Source organism: Collinsella sp. CLA-JM-H32 (assembly GCF_040098165.1).
In the GTDB taxonomy this organism is placed as follows: Bacteria; Actinomycetota; Coriobacteriia; order Coriobacteriales; family Coriobacteriaceae; genus Collinsella.
Map to the genome: position 1 here is coordinate 1 of NZ_JBBNMZ010000011.1, position 23,121 is coordinate 23,121.

Below are 23,121 nucleotides of genomic sequence, written 5' to 3' on the forward strand. Positions count from 1 at the left end.
AATTCTGCCTGAAGGCCGCTTGTCCGGTTGTGGGCCTCATCGAATTTGGCTTGGGCTGCATCGACGTTCGCTTGCATGGCGGGAAGGGGTTCCCTCCGTTTGGCGGCTTCCGCCACCACCATGTCGTGGATCTCTTGAAAACTGGCAATGTCATCATCGATTTCCGCAATTTTCTCGGGACTTGCGGCGTTTTTTGCGGCCTCGAGTTTTTTGAGCGCTTCCTGCATGGCTGCATACGCTTTTTCTTTTGCGGCGGCCGCGTCTTCCGTCTGCAAGGCAACTGCGCCGGTGGGGGCGCTGGTTTCTGCCGCGATCGCCGCTACGGGGGCGATTCCCGCGACAAGTGCCGCGGAAAGGGCGATGCCCACAGTTGCTCGTCTTGCTCTTCTTGCGAGAATGTCGTTCATCTCGGCACCTCATTTCAAGGGTCGGCGACTAACTTGGTAGCACTAATGTAAATATACCATGCTAGTTGACCCGACACTGGCTGGGTGTGCGCGTATACCCCCCCCCTGAAAACTGAATCCCGTTAGAAATGACGAGTTGTTTACGCTTCTTTTGGGGTGGCGGTACTATCATGGTTCGAATTGAATGTGGATGATGATAGGGAGCGCCTATACATGATTGAGCTGCTCAGGAGTTTTGGTGGTAAGTTTCGCCGGTATATGGTGATTGGCCCTGCGTGTAAGCTGATCGAAGTGATCTTTGACCTGCTGACGCCGCTGGTGATTGCCCAGATGATCGATAAGGGCATTGGGGCGCACGACGTGAACGCCGTTATCCACTACGGTATGCTGCTTGCCGCCATGGCTGTGATCGGCATCTCGTTTACGCTCGTCTGCCAAAAGATGGCGGCGCTGACATCGCAGGGCATGGGCACCGACATTCGCGGCGCGCTCTACAAGCACATCAACAAGCTGAGCTATGCCGAGCTCGACCGCTTTGGCACGCCGTCGCTCATCACGCGCATTACCAACGATGTCAACCAGGTGCAGCTTGCCGTGGCGCTGGGCGTGCGCATGCTTATCCGCTGGCCCTTCCTGGCGGTGGGCTCCATGTGCGCGGCCCTTGCCATCGACCTTAAGCTCGGCATCATCTTTTTGATCTGCACGCCCGCCATTGGCCTGGTGTTTTGGTTTGTCATGGCACGCTGCATTCCGTACTACAAGCAGCTGCAGGCAAAGCTCGACCGCATCGCGCTTATCTGCCGCGAGGGCCTTTCGGGCGTCCGCGTGGTTCGCGCCTTTGTACGCGAGGACCACGAGCGCGAGCGTTTTGCCCAAGCCGCCGATGACCAGGCCAATACTGCCATCGCGGTGGGCAAGCTCTCGTCAATCCTTAACCCCGTAACGTTTTTGGTGATGAACCTAGGCGTGTGCGCCATCCTGTGGGTGGGCGGCATACAGGTCAACGTGGGTGAGCTCACGCAGGGCCAGGTCATGGCGTTTGTGAACTACATGACGCAGACCCTGACCTCCATCGTGTACGTCGCCAACCTGGTCGTGGTCTTTACCAAGGCGAGCGCGAGTGCTTCGCGTATCAACGAGGTGCTCAACTGCGAGCCGAGCATCACCGACGAGGGCAATCAGTCGGTTGCGCTGCCCAAGCCGGGCAATGTCGCTCCAGTTCCTGCGCTGAGCTTGAGCCATGCGAGCTTCTCTTTTGGCGCCGGCGCTGCCAACGCCGTCAACGATGTGACCCTGGAGCTCCCACTGGGCAAGACGCTCGGCATTATCGGCGGCACGGGCAGCGGCAAGTCCACACTCGTCTCGCTTATCTCGCGCCTGTACGATGCGAGCACCGGCAGCGTGAGCGTGATGGGCGCCGACGTGCGCACCTGGCCGCTCGACCAGCTGCGCCGTGTGGTCGCGACCGTTCCGCAGCGCGCATCGCTGGTGAGCGGCTCCATCCGCAGCAACCTGACCTGGCGCGATGAAGCTGCGACCGACGAGGAGCTCTGGGCGGCACTCGACATGGCGCAGGCCAGCGAGTTCGTGCGCAACAAGCCGCAGGGCTTAGACGCCCCGGTCGAGGCGGGCGGCAAGAACTTTAGCGGTGGCCAGCGTCAGCGCCTGACCATCGCGCGTGCCTTGGTTGGTTCGCCTCAGATATTGATCATGGATGACTCCGCGTCGGCGCTCGACTTTAAGACCGACGCGGCGCTTCGCCATGCCATTCGCGAGCGCAGCGTGCGCGGTGCCGCCGAGGGCGGGCTGCCGCTCACGACGGTGATCGTAAGCCAGCGCGTCTCGACCGTTCGCGATGCCGACATGATCTGCGTACTCGACCACGGCTCGGTTGCGGGCCTGGGCACGCATGACGAGCTGTACGCGACCCGCCAGCTCTATCGCGAGATTTGCCAGTCGCAGCTGCGCCGCGAGGAGCTCGAGGGCCAGCAGGGGAGTGCAGCGCTCGCGCCCACTCCGGCGCCCGCGTCCACCCTAAGCCCCGCGTCCGCCCCGACTGCCCCGGCATCCATTTGCGCAAAGGAGGGCTGCTAAATGAATCCGTACACTTCCTCCGGTTCGGTCGCCACGATGACGGCCAACGTGTCCGGTAACGATAACCTCAACGACCTGGGCGACGGTCCGCGCCAGCCCGGCGACCCCGAGCGCTATCCCGTGGGTGCGGTGACTCGCCGTCTGATGGGCTACGTTCGTCCGCATCGCATTTCGTTTGTTGCGTCGTTTGTGAGTGCCGCCATCTCCGTGATTCTGCAGCTCTACACGCCGATTCTCATCGGCGAGGGCATCGACCTTATCGTCGCCGCCGGGCAGGTGGACTTCGACGCGCTGCTGCCGCTCGTTACCAAACTCGCGCTCGTCGTGGTAGGTGCCGCGGCCTTCCAGTGGCTGCAGGGCTACTGCGTCAACCGCCTGTCCTACGAAACGGTGCGCGACATGCGCGTGGAGGCGAGCGATAAGCTCAGCCGCATGCCGCTCAGCTTTATCGACAGCCATGCCCACGGCGACCTCATGAGCCGCGTGGTCAACGACGTCGACCAGGTGGGCGACGGTCTGCTGCAGGGCTTCACGCAGCTCTTCACCGGTGTTATTACCATCGTGGGCACGCTCGCGTTTATGCTTTCCATCAACCTGACCATGACGCTCGTGGTGGTACTCGTCACGCCGCTTTCCATTTTTGCAGCCGGTGCTATCGCCAAGCTCTCCAACAAAAGCTTTACGGCACAGCAGCGTATTCAAGGGCAGCTCGGTGGTCATATCGAGGAGTACGTAGGCGAGCAAAAGCTTGTCGACGCCTTTGCCTACGGTCCCAACGCCCAGCAGCGCTTCGATGCCCTCAATGCCGAGCTTTACACCGCGGGCGAGCGCGCACAGTTTATGGGTTCGCTCTCCAACCCCGGCACGCGCTTTATCAATAACATCATCTATGCCGTTGTCGCTGTGATCGGCTGCGTGGGCGTGATCACGGGCGTGCCCGCGGCGCTTACGGTGGGCGGCGTGCAGATCTTCCTGTCCTATGCCAACCAGTACACCAAGCCGTTCAACGAGGTCACCAACGTTATTACGCAGATCCAGACCGCGTACGCCTCGGCGCGCCGCATGTTTGCGCTGCTCGATGCGCGCGAGCAGGAGCCCGACGCGCCAGATGCCGTGGAACTTGCCGCACCGCAGGGCGAGGTCGCCCTTGAGCATGTGGACTTTAGCTACGTGCCCGACCGCAAGCTGCTTCAGGACATCTGCATCGAGGCTAAGCCCGGCATGCGCTTTGCCCTGGTCGGCCCCACGGGCTGCGGCAAGACGACGCTCATCAACCTGCTGCTGCGCTTTTACGATATCGATGCCGGACGCATCATGGTCGATGGCAGGTCTTCGCGTGACTACACGCGCGCAAGCCTTCGCCGTGCCTTTGGCATGGTGCTGCAGGACACTTGGCTGTTCGAGGGCACGGTGGCGGAAAACATCGCCTACGGCTGTCCCGACGCCACACGCGAGCAGGTTATCGAGGCTGCCAAGCGCGCGCATGCGCACAAGTTTATCGTGCAGCTGCCAGGCGGCTACGATACGGTCATCGGCGAGGACGGCGGCACGTTTAGCCAGGGTCAAAAACAGCTGCTGTGCATCGCGCGCGTCATGCTCACCGACCCGGCGATTCTGCTGCTGGACGAGGCGACCTCGAGCATCGATACCCGCACCGAGCTGCAGGTGCAGGCGGCATTCGATGAGCTCATGGCTGGCCGCACAAGCTTTGTCGTGGCGCACCGCCTGAGCACGATTCGTAACGCCGACTGCATTCTGGTGATGCGCGACGGGCAGATTATCGAGTGCGGCACGCACGACGAGCTGCTAGCGGCAGGCGGCTTCTACGCCGAACTCTACCGCAGCCAATTCGCCCAGTGAGCAAGCCCGTGGGGCAAATTAATCAATCGACAGACGGTGGTTTACATCTGTCACGTTAGTACTAAGATATTCATCTAATAAATTGCATTAGTGGCTTTAGTTTTGGGGGAAACGAGGCAACGTGACTATGACGTGCTCTTTGGTGGTTAACAGCAAGAGCGGTAATACCAGGATGGTTTCGGGCGCGATCAAGCGCGCTCTGCAGGCTGCGGGCGTTGAGTTTGTCCATGCCGCGGCGTTGAGCGACGATGCGGATGCAGATCAGGTTGCGCTCGAGGCGCAGGGCGCCTGCGCGGCCGACACGGTGCTCGTCGGTTTTTGGTGCGACAAGGGCGCGTGCACGCCTTCGGTTGCCGCGCTGCTCTCCGCTCTGCACGGCAAGCGCGTTTTCCTCTTTGGTACCTGCGGTTTTGGCGCCGACCAGAGCTATTATCAGCAGATTATCGATCGCGTGACCTCCAATTTGGCTGGGGATGCCGAGCTTGCGGGCTGGGCGATGTGCCAGGGCAAGATGGGTCCCGCGGTCAAGCAGCGCTACGAGGCCATGCTCGAGCAAGATCCCGACAACGCCCGCGCTAAGTTGCTGCTCGATAACTGGGTCGCCGCAAAGGATCACCCCACCAAGGAAGATCTGGACAACATGGCTGCAGCCGCCAAAAAGGCCGTGCTGGGGGAGTAGCTCCCATCGCTGACGGCGGTCGGTCCATCTTTCTAAATGAAACGTCCTCCCGGGCGTCGGGGCACGAAGTTCCCTGCTCTACAGTCCTGCGCAAGACGAAGGCCACATTAAGTGGCCTTCTTTGCGTGCGGAACTCGCGATGAACTTCGTGCCCCGCCGTCCGGGAGGACGCCTCTTTATTGATGGGAGGCCTGATAGGTCGATGGTTCCGTGCCCGGATGCGTCCAAAGTGGGACGGGCTTTCCGGATGGGCAGGCTTTCGAAAAATGCGTCCCAGAATCGACGCTTGAAATGGGATGCAGTTTCCCGATGAGGCACTCGACGGAAAATACATCCCAGAAATGGCCTTTGAGCTGGGATAAGATTTCCGCGGCATCTCGGATTCTCAAAAATGAGACACGCCGTTGGCGAAAATGAGACACGTGATATCGGGCATCGGATGTATCATTTGCAAAAATGAGTCCACTCCACTCGAATAAAGCGAGGTCCCTCATGTACGTTCCACACCCCCGTATCCGTAGGCTGTCGAAAATCCCGCTTGTTGGGACGGCGGCGCTTGCTGCGTTGATCGCCACGAGCGTCGCCTGCTTCACGGCCACGCCCCAGGTTGCCCAGGCGGCAGACGCGCCCGCAATCACCGATATGACCGAGCAGGATTATCAAGCCCTGGGTCTGGGCACGAGCGAGGACATTCCGGCCGATACCGTTGGCCCCTATTCCACTGATACCCCCACGACGTTTGCCACGCGCAGCGAGGTCTATATGGCAGCTAACGGTAGCCATGGCAATCGCTACACTCTGCGCGACAAGCTCGAGAACGTCGAGCGCGGTGACATTGGCGGCAGCAGCAAACTCACCGATGGCTATGGAAGTGTGTGGGGCGCCGCAAAGTTCTGGCAAAACGTCAACAACTTCGATACGAACAGCGATCTCTACAAGCATAGCGACTACGGTGGCGGCACCTGGTCGTACCTAAGCAACAATGAGTCCTCAACAGTACTCGCCAACGACAACAACGGTTTCTCGGGCATTCACGCCACGAGTGTTGAGTTCTGCAGCGACGCCAGCACGGGCAAAAAGAGCCGCGTTGCCGAGCTCCGTGCCTACGGCGACAGTTCCTCCACGACGATTGACGGCAAGTCATACGCCGGAAAGGTTGAGCTGGTCCTCTACTCGTTTAGCAACGGGCGTACGCGCACTCTCGACACACACCTGCCGGTGACGGTCAACACTAATATGATGTACGAAGGCCGTTTTAAGTACCTGGATGCCGGTTACCTGCAAGAGCACGACGCCGTCTTTGATGTCGAGGCGGGCGATGTCGATGGCGACGGCGTCGACGAGCTTTTTGTCTACGCGGGCTGCTATGTCGACGAGAACGGCGTGCGCAAGGCTGTAGTCGACATGTATGACTTGGAGGGCGGCAACTGGAAGCAAAGCGTCGTCAAGATCGATGCCGGTAACGCCGCGGACTACACCACGCACAACAAGGGCGGGAACGACTCCTGGACGCAGCTTCAGTCAGCTCCTGTCGTTTCGCTAGCGGCCGGCGACCTCGATCGCGATTTTTGCGATGACCTCGCCATCGTGGTCTCGGCACCCTACGGCAAGAAGAATATTGATAAGTCGACGCATTGCGAGCTGTTTTCGTGGGATGCATCCAAGGGTGCGCTCGTCCATGTCGATGCTCTGGGCGACGCGGGCGCAATCTCCCTCTCCGCGAACGGCAAGACCATGGTCGCTGCGAATGCGACGTTCGGCACGTTTGCCGCCTACGATGAAGAAGGAAAGAAGACGGGTGAAACCGTCACGGGCCTTATTCTTGCGGGCTATGACTGGCAACGCAGCGCTTTTGATTACGGCGCTTCTGACGGCAGCAAGGGGCTGTACGGCGCGCTGTACCGCTACGCGTATTTTGACTCGGAGTCTGGCGAGTTCAAGCTTTCCGATTGTAAGGAATACAGAGACGGGCTCCTCGCCTCCTATGGGCTGATGCATGTGCCCAACAGCGCATGGAAGGATAGCGCTCAGGATAAGCGCTATCCGTGCACCTTGGCGCCTATTGCCCTTGCCACTGCCAACCTTGACGGCCTGTCCGAGCAGCTGGCGGTTGACGAGGTGCTCGTGGGCGGCGATGTGTTCCGCGACTTTGCCTGCAACACGGCACAGAGCGGGGCTCAGGGCTTGGGGTCCATGGTCGGAACCATGAGCATGAGCGGTCAGCAATACAACAGCAGCAACAAGCATGACCACAAGGGTATAGAACAGGTGTGGATCAGCGACGTCAAGGCGGGCAGCGTCTCGGGTTCGGGCCGCTATAACGAGAGCTTTATCGCCGTGGTGGGCAAGCACCGCGACGAGGACCTGCGCAAGAACGATGACTACTATTGGATGACCGCCTCGCATTTTTCGCTCGACGAGAACGGAAAGGTGCGCCGCGGCGAGGAGCAGGTGATTAGCGAGAGCAACCGTCGCGGCACTACCTACGGCACATTTATCTCGCTCGCGCTGCCCGATGTCGACAACGACAGCGTCAAGATCACGTACAAGGACCGCTACAAGGTCTATACCAACCCGCGCGTGCTTGCCGTGCTGCAGGATGCGCCCTATGTTGAGGATCTGGAGCAGGCATACGGCTATCTGGTGTTGGGCGGCACGTCATACGGAGAGGAAAAGGGCACGGGGACATCCCAGGGCTATACCATTGGCGCCGAGTTGGGCGTTGCCGTCGAGGTGCAGATCGGTCCGCCCCTGGTCGCGATGAATGCTTCAGTCGATTTTGCCGCCGAGGGATGCTATGACTACCGGAGCGAGCGCACGGTCAGCGCAAGCGTAAGCTATGAGTCGCATGCCGGCGAGGGAGACAAGGCCGTGCTCTACACGATTCCGATGGTCTATTACGAGTATGAGATCGAAAATGAGGAAACTGGTGGCAAGGGCGTGATGGCGGCGCCCGTGTCGCTCGGCGCGCAGACCTCGGTCGTTAATGTCGAGGCCTATGACCGCATTGCCAAACAGCACAATATGACGCCGCTCAGCTACTTTTTGACCAACCGGTCGGGAGAACCCGGAACCTATCAAACGACGCTCAACGGCGAGACTCCCGTTGGGGATTCCTTTGGCCTGGGCAAGCCTGGCGTAACGCGCGCCTACACGCACGATGGGTTTAACGGCGCCGCCGCGCAGTCGGGGGCGAGCATTGAGCAGACCATCGAAGTCGAGGAGGGCAAGGAGCAGGAGCTCGAGCTCGGCTTGACGCTGAACGGCAGCGTTGTCATGGGCGCGAAGCTCGCAAAGCACGAGTTGTTTGGCGGCCTGTGCTTTGGTGCCAACGCCGGCTTTACTACGGGTAACTCCTCGAGTGAATCGACCGAATACGGCGGCACCGTCGACAACCTGCCCGAGGCCGCGCAGGGCAAGTACGGTTTTGTGTGGCGTCTGGGCGTCAACGCGGTGGATGTCGACAAGTTCGAGGCAGACTCGGGCGACAAGCTCGGCACCAAGGACACCGACCAGTTCTGGATCGTGGGCTATGACGTTAAGGACGTCGAGATGCCCGACGCGCCGGCCGTGACGGGCTTTACGGCAAACGCCGTCGATTCGACCAGCGTTACGTTTAGCTGGGACGATGTACTCGCAAACAAGAGTGGCTTTAGCTACGGCGTGGGCATGCTGCAGAGCAATGCGGCGGATGCGGTCGTCAATAGCTGGAAGATTGCCGACAACACGCAGACCTCGCTCAAGTGGGATGGGCTGCAGCCCAATACGGAGTATCGATTCGCCATCGCCGCCGTTAAGAATGGATCCACGACCGAAACAGGTATTCGCTCGGCAATCATCACGGTCAAGACCATGCCCGATGGCATGACGATGACCGTGAGCGGACCTGCGGCGGATGCTGCGGAGGGGTCGGATCTTGGATACGACTCTTCGGTTGAGCGCGCGGCGGGAAGCCACCTGACGCTCTCGGCGATTGGCCATGTGAAGCAACTCGGTGCCGACGATAGCGAAACAGGGCTGGCACCGACCTATATGTGGTACCGCAAGGGCCGCGGCGAGACAGAGTTTAAGCTCGTGGGTGCCGATGGCAACCTCGCGGCTGGAACGGCCTCAAGGCTCGAGATTGACCTGACCGCAGACGATGACGGTGCGCAGTATTACTGCCACGTGGGATACAACGACGTGGGCCTCGACACCGGCACGACGCTCGTGAATATCGAGGCCGAGGAGACGGCGCCCACAACGGTGAACGCCACCCCGATCCGCACGCGCCGCCTGTTCTCACAGGCAAGTGCGGGCGCCAAGAAGTTCCTGGACCATACGCTGGTAAACACCGCCGGCCCAACCGATTCCGAAGGCTCAAAGGACCCCGAGACTCCTGAGACCCCGACGAACCCGGACAAGCCCAAGTCCGACAACGGAGCTAAGATCGACACCAAGGTCAAGACTACGACCACAGCGAAGAACCTCGCAAACACCGGCGACCAAACATTCGCCCTAGTCGCCACCGCAGCAGCAGCGGGAGCAACGCTCGTAGTGATAGCCCTCATCATGCTGATCAAGCGTCGCAAGACCCACTAGCAGCCAGTCGAACATATCGACAACCCAAAAACCCGGGTAGCCAAAAAACAGGCCACCCGGGTTTTCTGTTGAGTGGAGACTCCGCAAGCGGAAACTGCATCCCACAATTAGCGCCCGGAACGGGACACATTTTCCGTCAAGCCCTCATCCGGAAAATCCATCCCAGTTTGAGCGCCCAGACCGGGACGCACTTTCCCAACGAGCCTCAACCGGAAAATACATCCCGGAATCCAGCTGAATAGTGGGACACACTTTCCCAATCGGGTCCCCAAGCGGAAACTGCATCCCATTCCAGACAAGAATTCCGGGACACACTTTCCGCAAACAAAGAAGGCCACATGACGTGGCCTTCAACTTATATATGTTGCGGATACCCCTATGACAAGCCGCGCTTCAACACCGAGGCGTCTGCCCGGTCGGCGCGGAATGTAAGGTTCATCGCGAGTTCCGCACGAGCCGGAGAGCACTTAATGTGCTCTCCGTGCGAGCAGGACTGCCCGAGCAGGGAATCTTACATTCCGCGCCGACCGGGCAGACGAACCGGGATACAGGCCCGTTACTTGATCTTGGTCGTACCCGGTGCCAGGTTGGGGTCGGTCTCGTTGGCCTCGGTCTGGAAGTGCTCGGTGTAGACATTCTTGCCGTCGCGGAACATCTCATAATACTGCATCTTGGCGTAATCCTCGCGCGCCTTGGTTGCGGCTGCGGCATCGGCGTCGTCACCGGTGACGTTGGAGGAGAGCGCCCAGCGCAGGCTGGCGTCCTCGTAGCCGACGGAGTTGATGGCGGGCAGCGACTCGCGCAGCGTCATGTGCGCTTTCTGGTAGTCGGTCAGCGGGGCACCGATCAGCTGCATAAGCTGCGTGGACAGGTAGTTGGTGGACAGGTCGTCGACCTCGCTCGTCTGGTCGCAGCCGGCAACGTCGTAGTTGGCCCAGATGATGTAGTCGGTTTGCCACAGGCGCTCCTGATGCGTGGCATCGTCCTCGCCGGTAAACCACTTGTCGTTGAACTTGGACGGGAAGAACGGCTGGTGGTCGCCCCAGAACACCACGACCACCTTACGGTCGAGCTTGCTCAGGGCGTTGAGGAAGTAGCGAAGCGCCTGGTCGGACTGCTCGATGCACGAGACATACTCGTCGACATCGGAGAGCGTGCCATCCTCGACGGTCTTGGTGTCCAGGTCGGTCGTGTCGATATTCAGGTGCATCTGCTTGTCGACCGGCAGCAGGCCCGTATCGTAGCCCGAGTGGTTCTGCATGGTCACGTCGAAGATAAACTGTGGATCGGCATTCTGGTCGAGCAGCTCAAGAATCTTGTCGTAGGTGGCCTGGTCGGTCACCATGCCGCGCAGGGTATCGGCGCCCTGGAAATCGTTGATGGACAGGAACTGGTCAAAGCCAAAGTCCTTGTAGACGTTCTCGCGGTTCCAGTTGGTGGCGTGGTTGGGGTGCATGGCCGTGGTAGAATAGCCGAGCGATTTGAACTGCTCTGCCAGGTTCCCGGTCGTCTCCATGTCGTAAATGGTATAGGGGTACACGCCCGAACCCAGGTTGGCCATGGAGTTGCCGGTCATAAACTCAAACTCGGTATTGGCGGTACCGCCGCCGTAGGCGCTCACATAGAGCTTGCCGCGGCTGAGGCAGTTGGACAGGTTCTTAAAGTACTGCGGGCCCTCGTAGCCGGCGCGCATGTTCTGGTAGATCGAAAGATCCGAGAAGGTCTCGTTCATGATGGCGATGACCGTGGGCTTCTCGCTATCGAACTGCTCCTTTGCGGCGGTGCGCTCGTCGCTCTTGGCCGCGTCGGACTTGTCGTAGGCCTTGGCGTACTTTTTGAGCGTGGCCTTGGCATCGTCGACGGAGTAGTCGGCGGGTTTGGGCGGCTTGATGGACTGCGCTGCGCTAATGAAAGCGGGCAGGTAGCCCTCGCGCCAGTAGCTCTCGAGCGGACGCCAGGTGTAGACGGTGATGCCGAGGGTGTTGTAGTAGTCGATGAGCGTGACGTGTGCGGTCACACCGCCCAGGCACAGCACGGCGACGAGCAGGTTGGTGAGCAGCATGCGCTTGGCGTTGGCGGCGCCCTTCTGACGGTGCGGTGCCACCAGGCCGGCGTACTCGCATAGCAGCATGGCGATGGCGGTAAAGCCCATGGACAGCACGCAGAACAGTGAGATCGAGAAGGTGTAGCCGGTGCCGGCGACCGCGGCGGCGGTGGAGATGGCCGAAAGGTCGCCCGGTTGGATGGGCATGGATTTAAACGTGATGACGAAGAACTCGGCAATGCCCAGGACAAAGAGGGCAAAGGCCAGGACCGCGGGAGCTGCACCGTGGCGCTGGAACAGGAAGAACAGGCCGACCATGAGCGTGGTGATGATGGCCCACTCGAGCAGGATGCACAGGGGGTAGACCCAGGTAAAGTCGTGGTTGGACGAGACCTCCATGCCCAGCAGCGCAAAGACGCCGGCGAGCAGCAAGCACAGGACGGCCGCGACGAGCGGTTTGCCCACGAAGGCGCCGCGCAGGCGGGCAAGCTTGCCGGTGGGGGCGGGGGCGTCGGGCTCGGCGAATGCAAAGACGCGCGGAGCGATGCGGTCGCGGGCGATGCTGGCCCAGGCGCAACCGGTGAGAATGGCGTTGGTCAGGATGAGCATCACGAAGGCGAGCGGCTCGTTTTGGGCGACGAGACCAATAGCGCCCCAAATGGTCAAAAAGAGCTGGAACAGGCCGAAGGCGACGCTCCACCCAAGAGCGCTTTTGGCAACGGTGCCCGACTGAGCGCGAATGGCCTTGGTCTCGCGCAAAACAAGGTAGACGGTCGCCGCAAGACCGACGAGCGAGATGGCGGCAGCGAACATGCTGAGACTCCTCACAAACTAAAACCTACGAAAGCGGGGGTTTACCCGATTGTTACCAAGATATGCGCCGCAATTGGTGGCTACGCACAACAACCAGCCATATTAACGCGCACGTGTGGCGGTGTGGCGCAATGTAGTGGCGACCTGCACGATAATGGATGGGAATTACACGGAAACGTAAAGGCTTCTTAAAGAATTAGCGAGGATGAGGCGATGAACGAGCGGGTTTGTATGACGGGCGCCGAGTACTGCGGCAGAGCCGCGGCCGTGGATGCGAACGGTTATCCGGTCGAGACTACGGGCAATGCGGTGCTGGACACGTTGGAGCATCGCTCGTCTACGCGGGCCTTTGCGCGTGATGACGACGACCGTCCCGTGGCGGTGACCGACGAGCAGCGTGCGGCGATTCTGCATGCTGCGAGTCGCGCGCCGTCGGCGGGCGCCATGATGATGTATTCCATCGTAAGCATTCGCGAGCAGGCTACGCTCGACCGCCTGGCCGACCTGTGCGACCACCAGCCCATGATCGCCAAGGCGCCCTGGGCACTCATATTTGTGGTCGATTATGCCAAGTGGATCGATCTGTTTGAGCACGTGGGCTGCTTTGAGCCCGAGTTTGTCGAGCGCACGGGTAAGGCGCCCCGCCGCGCGCCGGGTTTGGGTGACTTTGCCATCGCGGCCCAAGACGCCGTGATCGCCGCGCAAAACGCCGTGGTTGCCGCCGAGGCCCTGGGCCTGGGGAGCTGCTACATCGGCGATGTTATCGAGAATGCCGAGGAAGTTGCCGGGCTGCTGGACTTGCCGCCCTATACCATGCCGCTGTCGATGCTCATCATCGGCACGCCCCGTAAGGAGCGTCCGGCGATCGCGCATCCCGTGGTGAACCTGGTGCACGAGGAGCGCTACTGCCGCGCCGATGCCGCGACTATGGATGCGCAGGTGGCCGAGATGGACGCGATGTTCCGCCCGCATGCCCGCGAGATGGGGGAGCGCGTCGCGGACATCTATACCCGCAAGCACACGAGCCCCTTTATGGCCGAGATGAGTCGCTCCATGGAGTGGTGGTTCAAAAACTGGCTCGGAAAATGACGAATGTGACAAGGGGACAGTCCCTTTGTTACATTCCATATCGCCGCGGTAGCCTAAAGACTGTATAAATCTTTATCTAGCTGGGAAAACAGTGTCATTCAAACATGGGCCGATTACCTATAATTCCTTCGAACATTAAAGTTGGGAGGAAACCGGCTTATGGAACAAAAGGCCAAGGAGGCAGCCTCGCACGCTGCGATTCCTGTGAGCATCTCGGCGATGCTCGTCACGCTGGGCGTGGTGTATGGCGATATCGGCACCAGCCCCATGTATGTAACCAAGGCGCTCGTTGCCGGCAACGGCGGCATCGGAAGCGTGACGGAGGAGTTTGTGCTCGGCGCGCTCTCCCTTGTCGTGTGGACGGTCACGCTGCTGACCACCATCAAGTATGTGCTCATCTCGCTGCGCGCCGATAACCATGGTGAGGGCGGCATCTTTGCCCTGTACAGCCTGGTCAAGCGCTGTGGCAAGTGGCTTATCATCCCCGCCATGCTGGGTGGCGCCGCGTTGCTCGCCGACGGCATCCTGACGCCGGCCGTTACCGTTACCACGGCCATCGAGGGCCTGCGCACCATCCCGGCGGTCCATGCCGTGCTCGGTGATGATCAGGGCCGCGTCGTCGCCATTACGCTCGCCATCATCATCGCGCTCTTCTTGGTGCAGCGCATCGGTACGGCCAAGATCGGTCATGCCTTTGGCCCCATCATGACGCTGTGGTTCCTGTTCCTGGGCGGCACGGGTTTGTTCTTTGTCTTCCAGCACCCCGCCGTGCTGCTGTGCCTCAACCCGGTGCGCGGCATCGCCTTTTTGTTGAGCCCCAACAACCACGCGGGCATCATGATTCTGGGCAGCTGCTTCCTCGCCACCACCGGTGCCGAGGCGCTCTACTCCGACATGGGCCACGTCGGTCGCGGCAACATCTACGCTACCTGGCCGTTCGTTAAGTGCTGCCTGCTGCTTTCCTATATGGGCCAGGGCGCTTGGCTTATGAACAACGCTGCCAACCCCGAGCTCATGGGCATTGCCGACCTCAACCCGTTCTACCAGATGCTCGCCCCGGGCCTGCGCCCGTTTGCCGTAGGCCTTTCCACCGTTGCGGCCATCATCGCCTCGCAGGCGCTCATCACCGGCGCATTCTCGCTGGTGTCCGAGGCCAGCCGTCTGGACCTTATGCCGCACATGCAGGTCTTCTACCCTGCCGAGACCAAGGGCCAGCTCTACATCCCCATGGTCAACAACGTCATGCTCGTGGGCTGCGTCATCGTGGTGCTGCTGTTCCAGAACTCGGCGCATATGGAAGCCGCCTACGGCCTTGCCATTACGCTGACTATGATGTGCACCACGCTGCTGCTCTTCTTCTACCTGCACGAGGAGCGCAAGCTCAAGGTTGCTCCGTGGATCTTCGCGGCCTTCTTCCTTTTGCTCGAAGGCTTCTTCTTCGTGAGCTCGCTCACCAAGTTCTTCCACGGCGGCTACTTCACCATCCTCATGGCTGCACTCATCATGGGCATTATGGTGTGCTGGTACAACGGCACGGCGGTCGAGCAGCGCCAGTTTACGCTGCTGCCGCTGCGCAGCTACCTGCCGCAGCTCAAGCGCCTGCGCGACGACGATCGCTATGAGCGCATGAGCGACAACATCGTGTACCTGACCAAGGACACCCATACCGATTACATCGACCGTGATATCGTCTACTCGATTCTGGACAAGCATCCCAAGCGCGCTCGCGCCTGGTGGTTCGTGAATGTCGAGACCATGGACGAGCCGCATACCTTTGCCTATTCGGTCGAGACGTTCGGCACTGACTACGTGTTCCGCGTGCATCTGTACCTGGGCTACAAGATTAACCAGCGCGTCAATGCCTATCTGCGTCAGGTCGTTCAGGACCTGGCTGCCACCGGCGAGCTGCCGCCGCAGACGCATGACTACTCGGTCTACAAGGATCCGGGTAACATCGGTACGTTCAAGTTCGTCCTGATCCGTAAGCTTCTGGCGCCCGAAAGCGATGTGGAGCCCAGCGAGCGTACGGCCATCACGCTCAAGTACATCATCCGCCGCGCCGCCGGCACGCCCGCACGCTGGTACGGCCTGGAGAACTCCAACGTGAGCTTTGAGTACGTGCCGCTGTTCACCAAGTTTAAGGCCGTGAACAAGATGCAGCGCCTGGCTCCCAACGAACGCCCGTAGGCGCCGACGGGTTGCACGGAGTTGGTTTTCGATGGACAAGATTGAGACCGGGGAGGCAAACATGGATGCAAAGATGCTTGATGGCCGCGAGGTGGTTGCCGAGCTGGTACGTGAGGCGCGTGTCGACGCCGCCGAAGATCGGTTCTTTACGAATCGTGCCAACATGGACATGGCCGACCGCGTGATCTCGATCGTGGCACTGGTATTTGGAGCGGCGTGCGTGTGCGCACTGCTCGCGCACGTGCTGTTTGTCTAGCGACCGCCGGTTGCAAAGGCTATACACTTGGAACCACCACAAGGGAAACCACCACAAAGGTGCCTGTCCCTCTGTGGTGGTTTTTGTTTTTGAGAGAGGGGCTGGGCGCTGATGGACGTCCGTACGGACGGCGATATTGCCGATAGCTTTTGGTGGCGGCGCACAACGCTGACGCGCCGCACTCCTCTGTATGACGCCTGCGTATCGGTGGGGCTGCTGGTCGCGGCGACGATTGTGGGCGCGCTGCTCGACCATCCGGGTCTCGCGCCGAGCATCATGATCGTCTATGTGTTCGCCGTTCAGCTGTGCGCATTCTTTACCTGGAGTCGCCTGTATTGCTTGCTGAGCTCGGCTGCCGCCGTGGCGCTCTACAACTTCTTGTTTGTCGACCCGCGCTGCTCGCTGTCGCTTATCGACCGCGTCTATCCCGGCATGTTCTTCATCATGTTCGTGGTCTCGCTTGTGTCGAGCTCGATTGCGTTGGCCCTGCGCCGCGCCTTGGCACAGGCTGCCGCTAGCGACCGCCGCACGCATATGGTGCTCGAGACCAACCGCATGCTGCAACGGTGCGCCGACCAGCATCAGATCGTTCACGCCATGGCCACGCAGCTGGCGCGTCTTTCGGGCTGTCCGGTCGTGTGGTACAGCGCCGACGACGAGGGCGATGACCTGCTGCCGCGTGCGACGTACACGGCCGTGGGCGATGCCGCGCCGGTGCACGAACTGGCGCCTCAGATGCCGCCGCGGCTCTCGGCGTCCGCCTATGTGGGAACGCCGCTCGACGCCACGTTTGGCGGTTCGGCGTTTTATGGCATCTACCTGACGGTTCGCACGGGCGACGGCTTCGTGCGCTCGGGCGACCCCGGCTCGGTGGTGGGCGTGCTGGCTATCGTTGCCGAGCCCGACGTGCTGACGCACGAGGAGCGCACACTTGCCGATGCCATCGTGAGCGAAGGCGAGCTGGCGCTCGATCGCGCCCGCGCCATGGAGGCCCGCGAGGAGGCGGCGGTGCTTGCCAAAAACGAGCAGCTGCGCGCCAACCTGCTGCGCTCCATCTCGCACGATCTGCGTACGCCGCTCACCAGTATTTCGGGCAATGCCGACGTGCTGCTCGACCAGGGCTCGACCGGCACGGCCGTGCTCGACGCCCAGACGCGCCGCGGCCTGCTCCTGTCCATTCGCTCGGATGCGCAATGGCTCAACGCCACCGTCGAGAACCTGCTCGCCATCACCAAGCTCGAGGGCGGCGGTATGCGCCTGTCGACCACGCTCGAGCTCATGGACGATATCGTGGAGGAGGCGCTGCGCCACGTGAACCCTGCCGTGCGCGAGCACGACCTTAAGGTGGTGGCGTGCGATGAGCCGGCGCTCGTCAACGTCGATGCGCGCCTGATGGTGCAGCTGGTGGTCAATCTGGTGAACAACGCCATCACCTATACGCCCGCAGGCTCGCATATCATGATTTCGATTACCGTCGACGATGGACGCGTGGCGTGCTCGGTGGCCGATGACGGCCCGGGCATTGCGCCCGAGGACCGCGAGCGAATCTTTGAGTCGTTCTACACCGCCAACCACGGTCTTGCCGACAGCCATCGCAGCGTGGGCCTGGGTCTTTCGCTCTGCCGCTCCATTGCGCTGGCGCATGGCGGTAGCATAGAGGTTGCCGCGGCGGACCCGCACGGCTCGGTCTTTACGATTGAGCTTCCCGTCGCCGACGTTTCGTTTGATAAGGAGTAGCGCTGTGCCGAACTCTGCCGTAAAACCGCTCATCTTGGTCGTTGAGGACGACCCTGCCGTTCGCAATCTTATTGTTGCTGCGCTCGAGGCGCACGGCTTGCGCCATATGGCCGTGGAGACCGCCCATGCCGCCATCGCCGCCGCCTCGTCGCAGACGCCGAGCATTGTGCTGCTCGATCTGGGCCTGCCCGATATGGACGGCGTCAAGGTGGTGGAGTCGGTGCGCGCATGGTCGGGCATGCCGATTATCGTGGTCTCGGCGCGCAGCGAGGATGCGGACAAAATCCGCGCGCTCGATGCCGGTGCTGACGACTATCTGACCAAGCCGTTTTCGGTCGAGGAGCTGCTCGCGCGTATTCGCACGACGCTCAGGCGCCTTTCGTATGCGCAAACGGGCGGTGTTGCCTCCGAGGGCTCGTTCGATACCGGTGAGCTGCATATCGATTTTGATGCCGGCATCGCCACGATGGATGGCGAGGAACTGCATCTGACGCCGATCGAGTATAAGCTCCTGTGCCTGCTGGCACACAACGCCGACAAAGTGCTGACGCACCAGTTTATCCTGCACGAGATTTGGGGCACGGCAACTAAGAGCGACCTGGCGAGCCTGCGTGTCTTTATGGGCACGCTGCGCAAGAAGATCGAGTCCGATCCCGCGCATCCGCGCTATATTCAAACGCATGTGGGTATCGGTTACCGATTGGTCACCCAAGGCTAGATCGCCGGCCACCATCCCACTATGAGTTGCGGTGAAATACGGTCTATATTTGCCTAATTCCAGGCAAAACAGTCCGTATTCCACCGCAACTTTGTTATTTGCCTTTGGGCTTGCTGGCGTAGAACTTCTTCTTTTTAGGCTTGCCGTTGCCGGCCTGCGCGTGCGCGGGCACTGCCGCGCGAGGCTTACGGGCCTCGGGGTTGCGCAGCTCCTCGGTTCGCTCGGCAATCTCCTCGGCGCTAAAGCCGACCTCGGCCATGGCGTCCTCAATGGGCAGGCGGCGCACGATATAGCAGTGGTGCACCTTCTGGTTACGTGCGAAGTCCTCGGGAATGGTCTGCGCCGTAATGTCCTCCAGCACGACGCCCGCGCGCGCGAGCTTGCGCGTTTCGGGGCGGAAGCCGCGCAGGTTGCAGCTGAAGATGGCATGGCCGCCCTGCGCGAGCAGGCGAGATACGCCGGCCAAAAGCTCAACATGGTCGCGCTGGACATCCCAGGTACGGCGGCCCATCTTTGACGAGTTCGAGAACGTGGGCGGGTCGACAAAGATCAGGTCCCAGCGGTTGCGCGTCTGGCGCTGGTCGCGAATCCAGGCAAGCACGTCGTCGCGCACAAAATGATGCTGCGGCCCCACAAAGCCGTTCTGGCGCATGTTGCGCTCGGCCCAGTCCAGATAGGTGTTGGAGAGGTCGACCGTCACGGTCTCCTCGACGCCGCCATCGGCCGCGTAGCAGGTGGCAGTGCCGGTGTAGGCGAACAGGTTGAGGAAGCGGCGCGCCTGTTTGGCGTGCTCGCGCACTAGGTTGCGGGTGACGCGGTGATCCAGGAAGATGCCCACATCCAGATAGTCGTCAAAGTTGACGGCAAAGGTGAGGCCGCCCTCTTCGATGAGCGGCAGACGACGGCGTGCGATATTGGCACGCTCGCCCGATGCGCCCTTGCCGGCGCCCTGCTTGCCGTACTGCGAGCCGCCGCGCGAACGCATGCGGGCCTTGGCGTGCACATGCTCGGCCGGAACATCCAGGATGCGCGGCGCGATGGCCAAGATGTCGAGCATACGGGCCTGGGCCAGTGCGGGGTCGATGGTCTTGGGCGCGGCGTATTCGGCGATGACGAGCCAGCGGCCCGGCGTCTGCGGGCAACCCTCGTACAGGTCGATGGCAGCGGAGTAGTCGGGCAGGTCGGCATCGTAGACGCGGTAGCAGCTCACGCCCTCGCGCTTTGCCCACTTTCGACGCAGACGGGCGTTCTTGCGCAGGCGGTTGGCGAACTGCTCGGACTCCGGGATGAGCACGGGCAGCGGCTTGCCGTCGCCCAGGTCGAGCGTGGCGGTAGGTTCGGGCATGAGGGTGTCGGCGGCTTCGCCTTGGGCATCTGCGGTCTGCTCCTCGGCATCTGCGCTGGTCGCAGCTTCGAATGCCGCGGCGGCGTGGTCGAGCGAGGGCCAAACCTCAAGAGCCGCCTCCTCGTTATTGGGCATGACGGCGATCGAGCGCTCGGGCTCGGCGTGGAGCGCGCGGGCCAGCAAGCCGTCGCGGGTGAGAGCGGCGACCGGCGCCGAAGCGAGCTCGGGGGCGCGGCGCAGCTCGCCGATGAGCGTCATGGCATCGTGCATGAGCGAAAGCGGGGTCTCGGTCGTGTCCGCGACCAGGGCGGCACCGGCGACGGCGCCCGCATGGTCCAGCACGGTGGCGGGCTTGGCGGCACAAAAGTCGACAAAACGCTTGTAGCCGGCGCACTTGACCATGCGCTCGGCAGTCTTGCGGGCGGCGGGGTCGATGTCTACGGCCACGATGCGCGCCTGGCGCTCGCGCGCTGCCGCCTCGCGCTCGCGCGCCTCGGCAAGCAGCTGCTCCCACAGGACAGCGTCGTGCAGCTGCCAGCCCTCAAAGCCCCAGCGCTCGCGTGCGGCGCCCGGGGCGCGGTCGGTCAGAATGTTCACGGCCTCCAGCAGCAGACCGCCGCCGGCGCACGAGGCATCGATCAGCGTGGGAAGGGCTTCGTTTTCGTAATCGTCGGCCGTCAGCTCGCGCTCGCATAGTGCGGTCCAGCCGACCTGCGCCAGCACCAGGGCGGCGTAGTCGGGGCGCAACACGTGTGCGCCCTCGCCGGCACGAGTCGCAGCGGGCGGCAGACGCTTGAACAGCGGGTCGCCCGAAAGGTCCAGGCTGATGCTCGCGCGACGCTGACGCAGCGAAAGCAACAGGTGAACGTCGGGATCGGCGGCGTCGACATCGGCGCGACGGCCCGTGGTCTCGGCCAGACGGTCGCACAGCGCGTCCTTGGCGCGCAGGGCCGAGAAACGCGTGTTGCGCAGCTGCTCGGTCACGCCGCGGGCGGTGATGGCGATGGTGGCGCCGGGGCGGATGATGGTCTCCCAGGTGATGTCGTAAACGCTGTCGTACAGCTCATCGGCATCCTGCGCCTCAAAGCGCCCGAGTACCACGAACACACGGCTCGCCAGGCGCGACCACAGACAGGCGCGGTAGCCTTCTTCGAGCTCGCCCTCAAATGTAGCGCGGCCCTTTAGCCGGCGAACATGCGAAAGCCCGAGGCGTTTAAGCTCATCGGCGAGTGCGGACTCAAAGCCCTCGGGGCAGCTTGCGTAAAATTCCATGGGTGACCTCTCTGGTTGCGTCGCTCCATTATATGATGGATACTTCGTTTACTCTCGCCCCTGAAAGGAACCCATATGATTGATGCGTGCCCCGATTCCGCCGTGCTCTTTTTTGACGTGGACGGCACGCTGACGTCGTTCGATCCCGACAACATGACCGACAAGGACTTTTCGGCGGTTCATCCCTCGCAGGCGGTCGTCGAGGCGTTTCATCGTCTGCGCGACGCGGGACACCATGCATTTATCTGCACGGGTCGTCCCTTGTGGCTGATTGCCGATGGTCTGCGCGCGCTGAACCCGGCGGGTGTCGTTGCCATGGCGGGAGCGACGCTCGAGGTCGAGGGCTGCGTGGTGCATGAGGACTGCTTTGACGAGGACGTTATTGAGGAGCTTGCGCGCCGTATGGCCGCGGCAGGGATTGAGGCCTTTTTCGAGACCAACGTGGCTACTTTTGCCCTGGAACCCGCGGGTGTTGAGCAGTCGTCTCTGATCGGCACTTCTGTGGTGCACAGCACCGAGGAAATGCGCGTCGACGGCAGTCTGCGCGTGGGCAAGGTATGCCTCAGTGTGCCCAGTTTGGCTCGCGTGGCCAACGATGACGGCTTTATCGATCGCGAGTTTGAGCTGTGCAACACCGGTGGCCAGAATCGCGAGCTGAGCCCCAAGGGCATTGACAAGGGCGTGGGCGTGGCGCGAGCGCTGGAATACCTGGGTCGCACCGGCAACGCGCGCACCTTTGGCTTTGGCGATTCCGGCAACGATCTGGGTATGCTCGCCGCTGTCGAGACGGCCGTGGCCATGGGCAACGCTATGCCCGAGGTCAAGGCGCTCGCCGACTACGTGACTGATGATGTCGCACACGACGGCACCGTCACAGCGATGCAGCATTTTGGCCTCATCTAATGAATCCCACGTTCTGACGTTTGCTCAAACTGCGACTCTTTGCTTTTGCATGCTCAATCGATTTATCAATCCAAACACTGAGGTGTTTATACCGTTCGCCGAGAAGATAAAAAACCGCAGCTCACGCCTTGATAAACGTAGGTAAAGTGTTTAGCAGTTTATCGGCCGTATGCTAGCGAAAGGAATCAGGCAGATGGCAATCAAGGTGTTCGCTGACGGTGCAAACCTCGAGGGCATGCTCGACATGTACGAGAACGGCAACGTTCAGGGTTTCACGACCAACCCGTCCCTTATGAAGAAGGGCGGCGTGACGGATTACCGCGCGTTTGCCAAGGAGGTCCTGGCCCACATCACCGATGTGTCCGTCTCGTTTGAGGTCTTTGCCGACGACGTCGAGACCATGGAGGTCGAGGCGCGCGAGATCGCTACCTGGGCCGAGAACGTCTACGTCAAGATTCCGTGCGTGACCACCAAGGGCGAGTCCACCGCCGAGCTGGTGCGCAAGCTTTCGGCCGACGGCATCAAGGTCAACGTCACCACCATCTTTACGCCTACGCAGGTTGATGAGATGGTCGAGGCCGTCGACGCCGAGACGCCGTCCATCATCTCGCTCTTTGCCGGCCGCATCGCCGATACCGGCGTCGACCCCATTCCGTTTATGACGGAGTCGGTCAAGAAGGCCGCCGCAAAGCCCAACTGCGAGGTCCTGTGGGCGTCCACGCGCGAGCTCATCAACATTTACCAGGCCGAGGCCTGCGGTTGCCAGATCATTACGGTGCCCAACAGCATCCTGGCCAAGCGCAAGAACATTGGTCGCGACCCGTACGAGGTCTCGCTCGATACCGTGCGCGGTTTTGCCAAGGATATCGCGGCGCTCGGTTTCCATATCCTGCCGTAGCGCGAACACCGACTGTACCGTGGGCTGTTCGCCCCGGCCTTTCCTTTCCCTATCGCTCACGCGCTCCGCGAGGGTCGCGCTAGGCAAAGGAAAGGCCGGGGCTGCCGGTACGAGCTTGCCAGCAAGTTGGCGATTGGCTTCCATATCCTGCCGTGGGCAAAGGTACCCCCGCCTGCGCCGTGCAAAATTGAGAGTATTCAGCAAGGTAAAGGTCTTTATCAGTTGACCGAAGCATGGA

The 23,121-nt window shown here is 61.4% G+C and carries 14 protein-coding genes; 11 read left to right on the plus strand and 3 right to left on the minus strand.

All coding sequences use genetic code 11. The annotated features are described in order from the left end of the window. Nucleotides 1-407: hypothetical protein (locus tag AAA021_RS07620; RefSeq protein WP_349088709.1), on the minus strand; the 407-nt coding region annotated here is incomplete at its 3' end. 213 nt (nt 408-620) lie between these two features. On the opposite strand from AAA021_RS07620, the gene AAA021_RS07625 reads away from it, so the two are divergent. The 4 genes from AAA021_RS07625 to AAA021_RS07640 all read left to right on the plus strand — a co-directional run bounded on the left by AAA021_RS07625 (nt 621) and on the right by AAA021_RS07640 (nt 9,621). Continuing rightward, nucleotides 621-2,501 (plus strand): ABC transporter ATP-binding protein, encoded by a 1,881-nt coding sequence (locus tag AAA021_RS07625; protein ID WP_349088710.1) that lies wholly within the window; start codon nt 621-623, stop codon nt 2,499-2,501. Further along, nucleotides 2,502-4,361 carry an ABC transporter ATP-binding protein gene (locus tag AAA021_RS07630; RefSeq protein ID WP_349088712.1) on the plus strand — a complete coding sequence of 620 codons (1,860 nt, stop codon included), beginning with the start codon at nt 2,502-2,504 and terminating at the stop codon, nt 4,359-4,361. A gap of 127 nt (nt 4,362-4,488) precedes the next feature. Next, nucleotides 4,489-5,040, plus strand: a complete 552-nt coding sequence (bilS, locus tag AAA021_RS07635) for a flavodoxin family protein BilS (protein ID WP_195521279.1) — start codon at nt 4,489-4,491, stop codon at nt 5,038-5,040. Between the two features lie 492 nt (nt 5,041-5,532). Next, the gene (locus AAA021_RS07640) at nt 5,533-9,621 is read left to right on the plus strand and encodes a fibronectin type III domain-containing protein (protein ID WP_349088714.1); all 4,089 of its coding nucleotides are present in this window, start codon (nt 5,533-5,535) and stop codon (nt 9,619-9,621) included. 556 nt (nt 9,622-10,177) lie between these two features. Here the strand turns inward: AAA021_RS07640 and AAA021_RS07645 are convergent. Next, on the minus strand, nt 10,178-12,478 hold the full coding sequence (locus tag AAA021_RS07645) for an LTA synthase family protein (protein ID WP_349088716.1): 2,301 nt from the start codon (nt 12,476-12,478) through the stop codon (nt 10,178-10,180). 213 nt (nt 12,479-12,691) lie between these two features. Here AAA021_RS07645 and AAA021_RS07650 point away from each other — a divergent pair, with 213 nt between their 5' ends. The 5 genes from AAA021_RS07650 (at nt 12,692) to AAA021_RS07670 (ending at nt 18,465) form a co-directional block, all read left to right on the plus strand. Continuing rightward, nucleotides 12,692-13,567: a nitroreductase family protein gene (locus tag AAA021_RS07650; RefSeq protein WP_349088718.1), complete on the plus strand. Its 876-nt coding sequence runs from the start codon at nt 12,692-12,694 to the stop codon at nt 13,565-13,567. Nucleotides 13,568-13,726: 159 nt separating this feature from the next. Then, nucleotides 13,727-15,754, plus strand: a complete 2,028-nt coding sequence (locus AAA021_RS07655; protein WP_349088720.1) for a KUP/HAK/KT family potassium transporter — start codon at nt 13,727-13,729, stop codon at nt 15,752-15,754. A 61-nt stretch (nt 15,755-15,815) separates the two neighbouring features. After that, nucleotides 15,816-16,010: a hypothetical protein gene (locus AAA021_RS07660; protein WP_349088721.1), complete on the plus strand. Its 195-nt coding sequence runs from the start codon at nt 15,816-15,818 to the stop codon at nt 16,008-16,010. A gap of 111 nt (nt 16,011-16,121) precedes the next feature. After that, nucleotides 16,122-17,747 carry an ATP-binding protein gene (locus AAA021_RS07665; protein WP_349088723.1) on the plus strand — a complete coding sequence of 542 codons (1,626 nt, stop codon included), beginning with the start codon at nt 16,122-16,124 and terminating at the stop codon, nt 17,745-17,747. Between the two features lie 4 nt (nt 17,748-17,751). Then, nucleotides 17,752-18,465: a response regulator transcription factor gene (locus AAA021_RS07670; RefSeq protein WP_055286278.1), complete on the plus strand. Its 714-nt coding sequence runs from the start codon at nt 17,752-17,754 to the stop codon at nt 18,463-18,465. A gap of 94 nt (nt 18,466-18,559) precedes the next feature. On the opposite strand, the gene rlmKL is transcribed toward AAA021_RS07670, so the two are convergent. Continuing rightward, complete coding sequence (gene rlmKL, locus AAA021_RS07675) at nt 18,560-21,082, minus strand: bifunctional 23S rRNA (guanine(2069)-N(7))-methyltransferase RlmK/23S rRNA (guanine(2445)-N(2))-methyltransferase RlmL (RefSeq protein WP_349088725.1); 2,523 nt, start codon at nt 21,080-21,082, stop codon at nt 18,560-18,562. 75 nt (nt 21,083-21,157) lie between these two features. Between rlmKL and AAA021_RS07680 the strand changes: the two genes are divergently transcribed. After that, entirely contained in the window at nt 21,158-21,985 is an 828-nt protein-coding gene (locus tag AAA021_RS07680) for an HAD-IIB family hydrolase (RefSeq protein ID WP_349088727.1), read from the plus strand. Nucleotides 21,986-22,178: 193 nt separating this feature from the next. Next, on the plus strand, nt 22,179-22,883 hold the full coding sequence (locus tag AAA021_RS07685) for a transaldolase (RefSeq protein WP_196025514.1): 705 nt from the start codon (nt 22,179-22,181) through the stop codon (nt 22,881-22,883). The last annotated feature ends 238 nt before the right edge of the window (nt 22,884-23,121 follow it).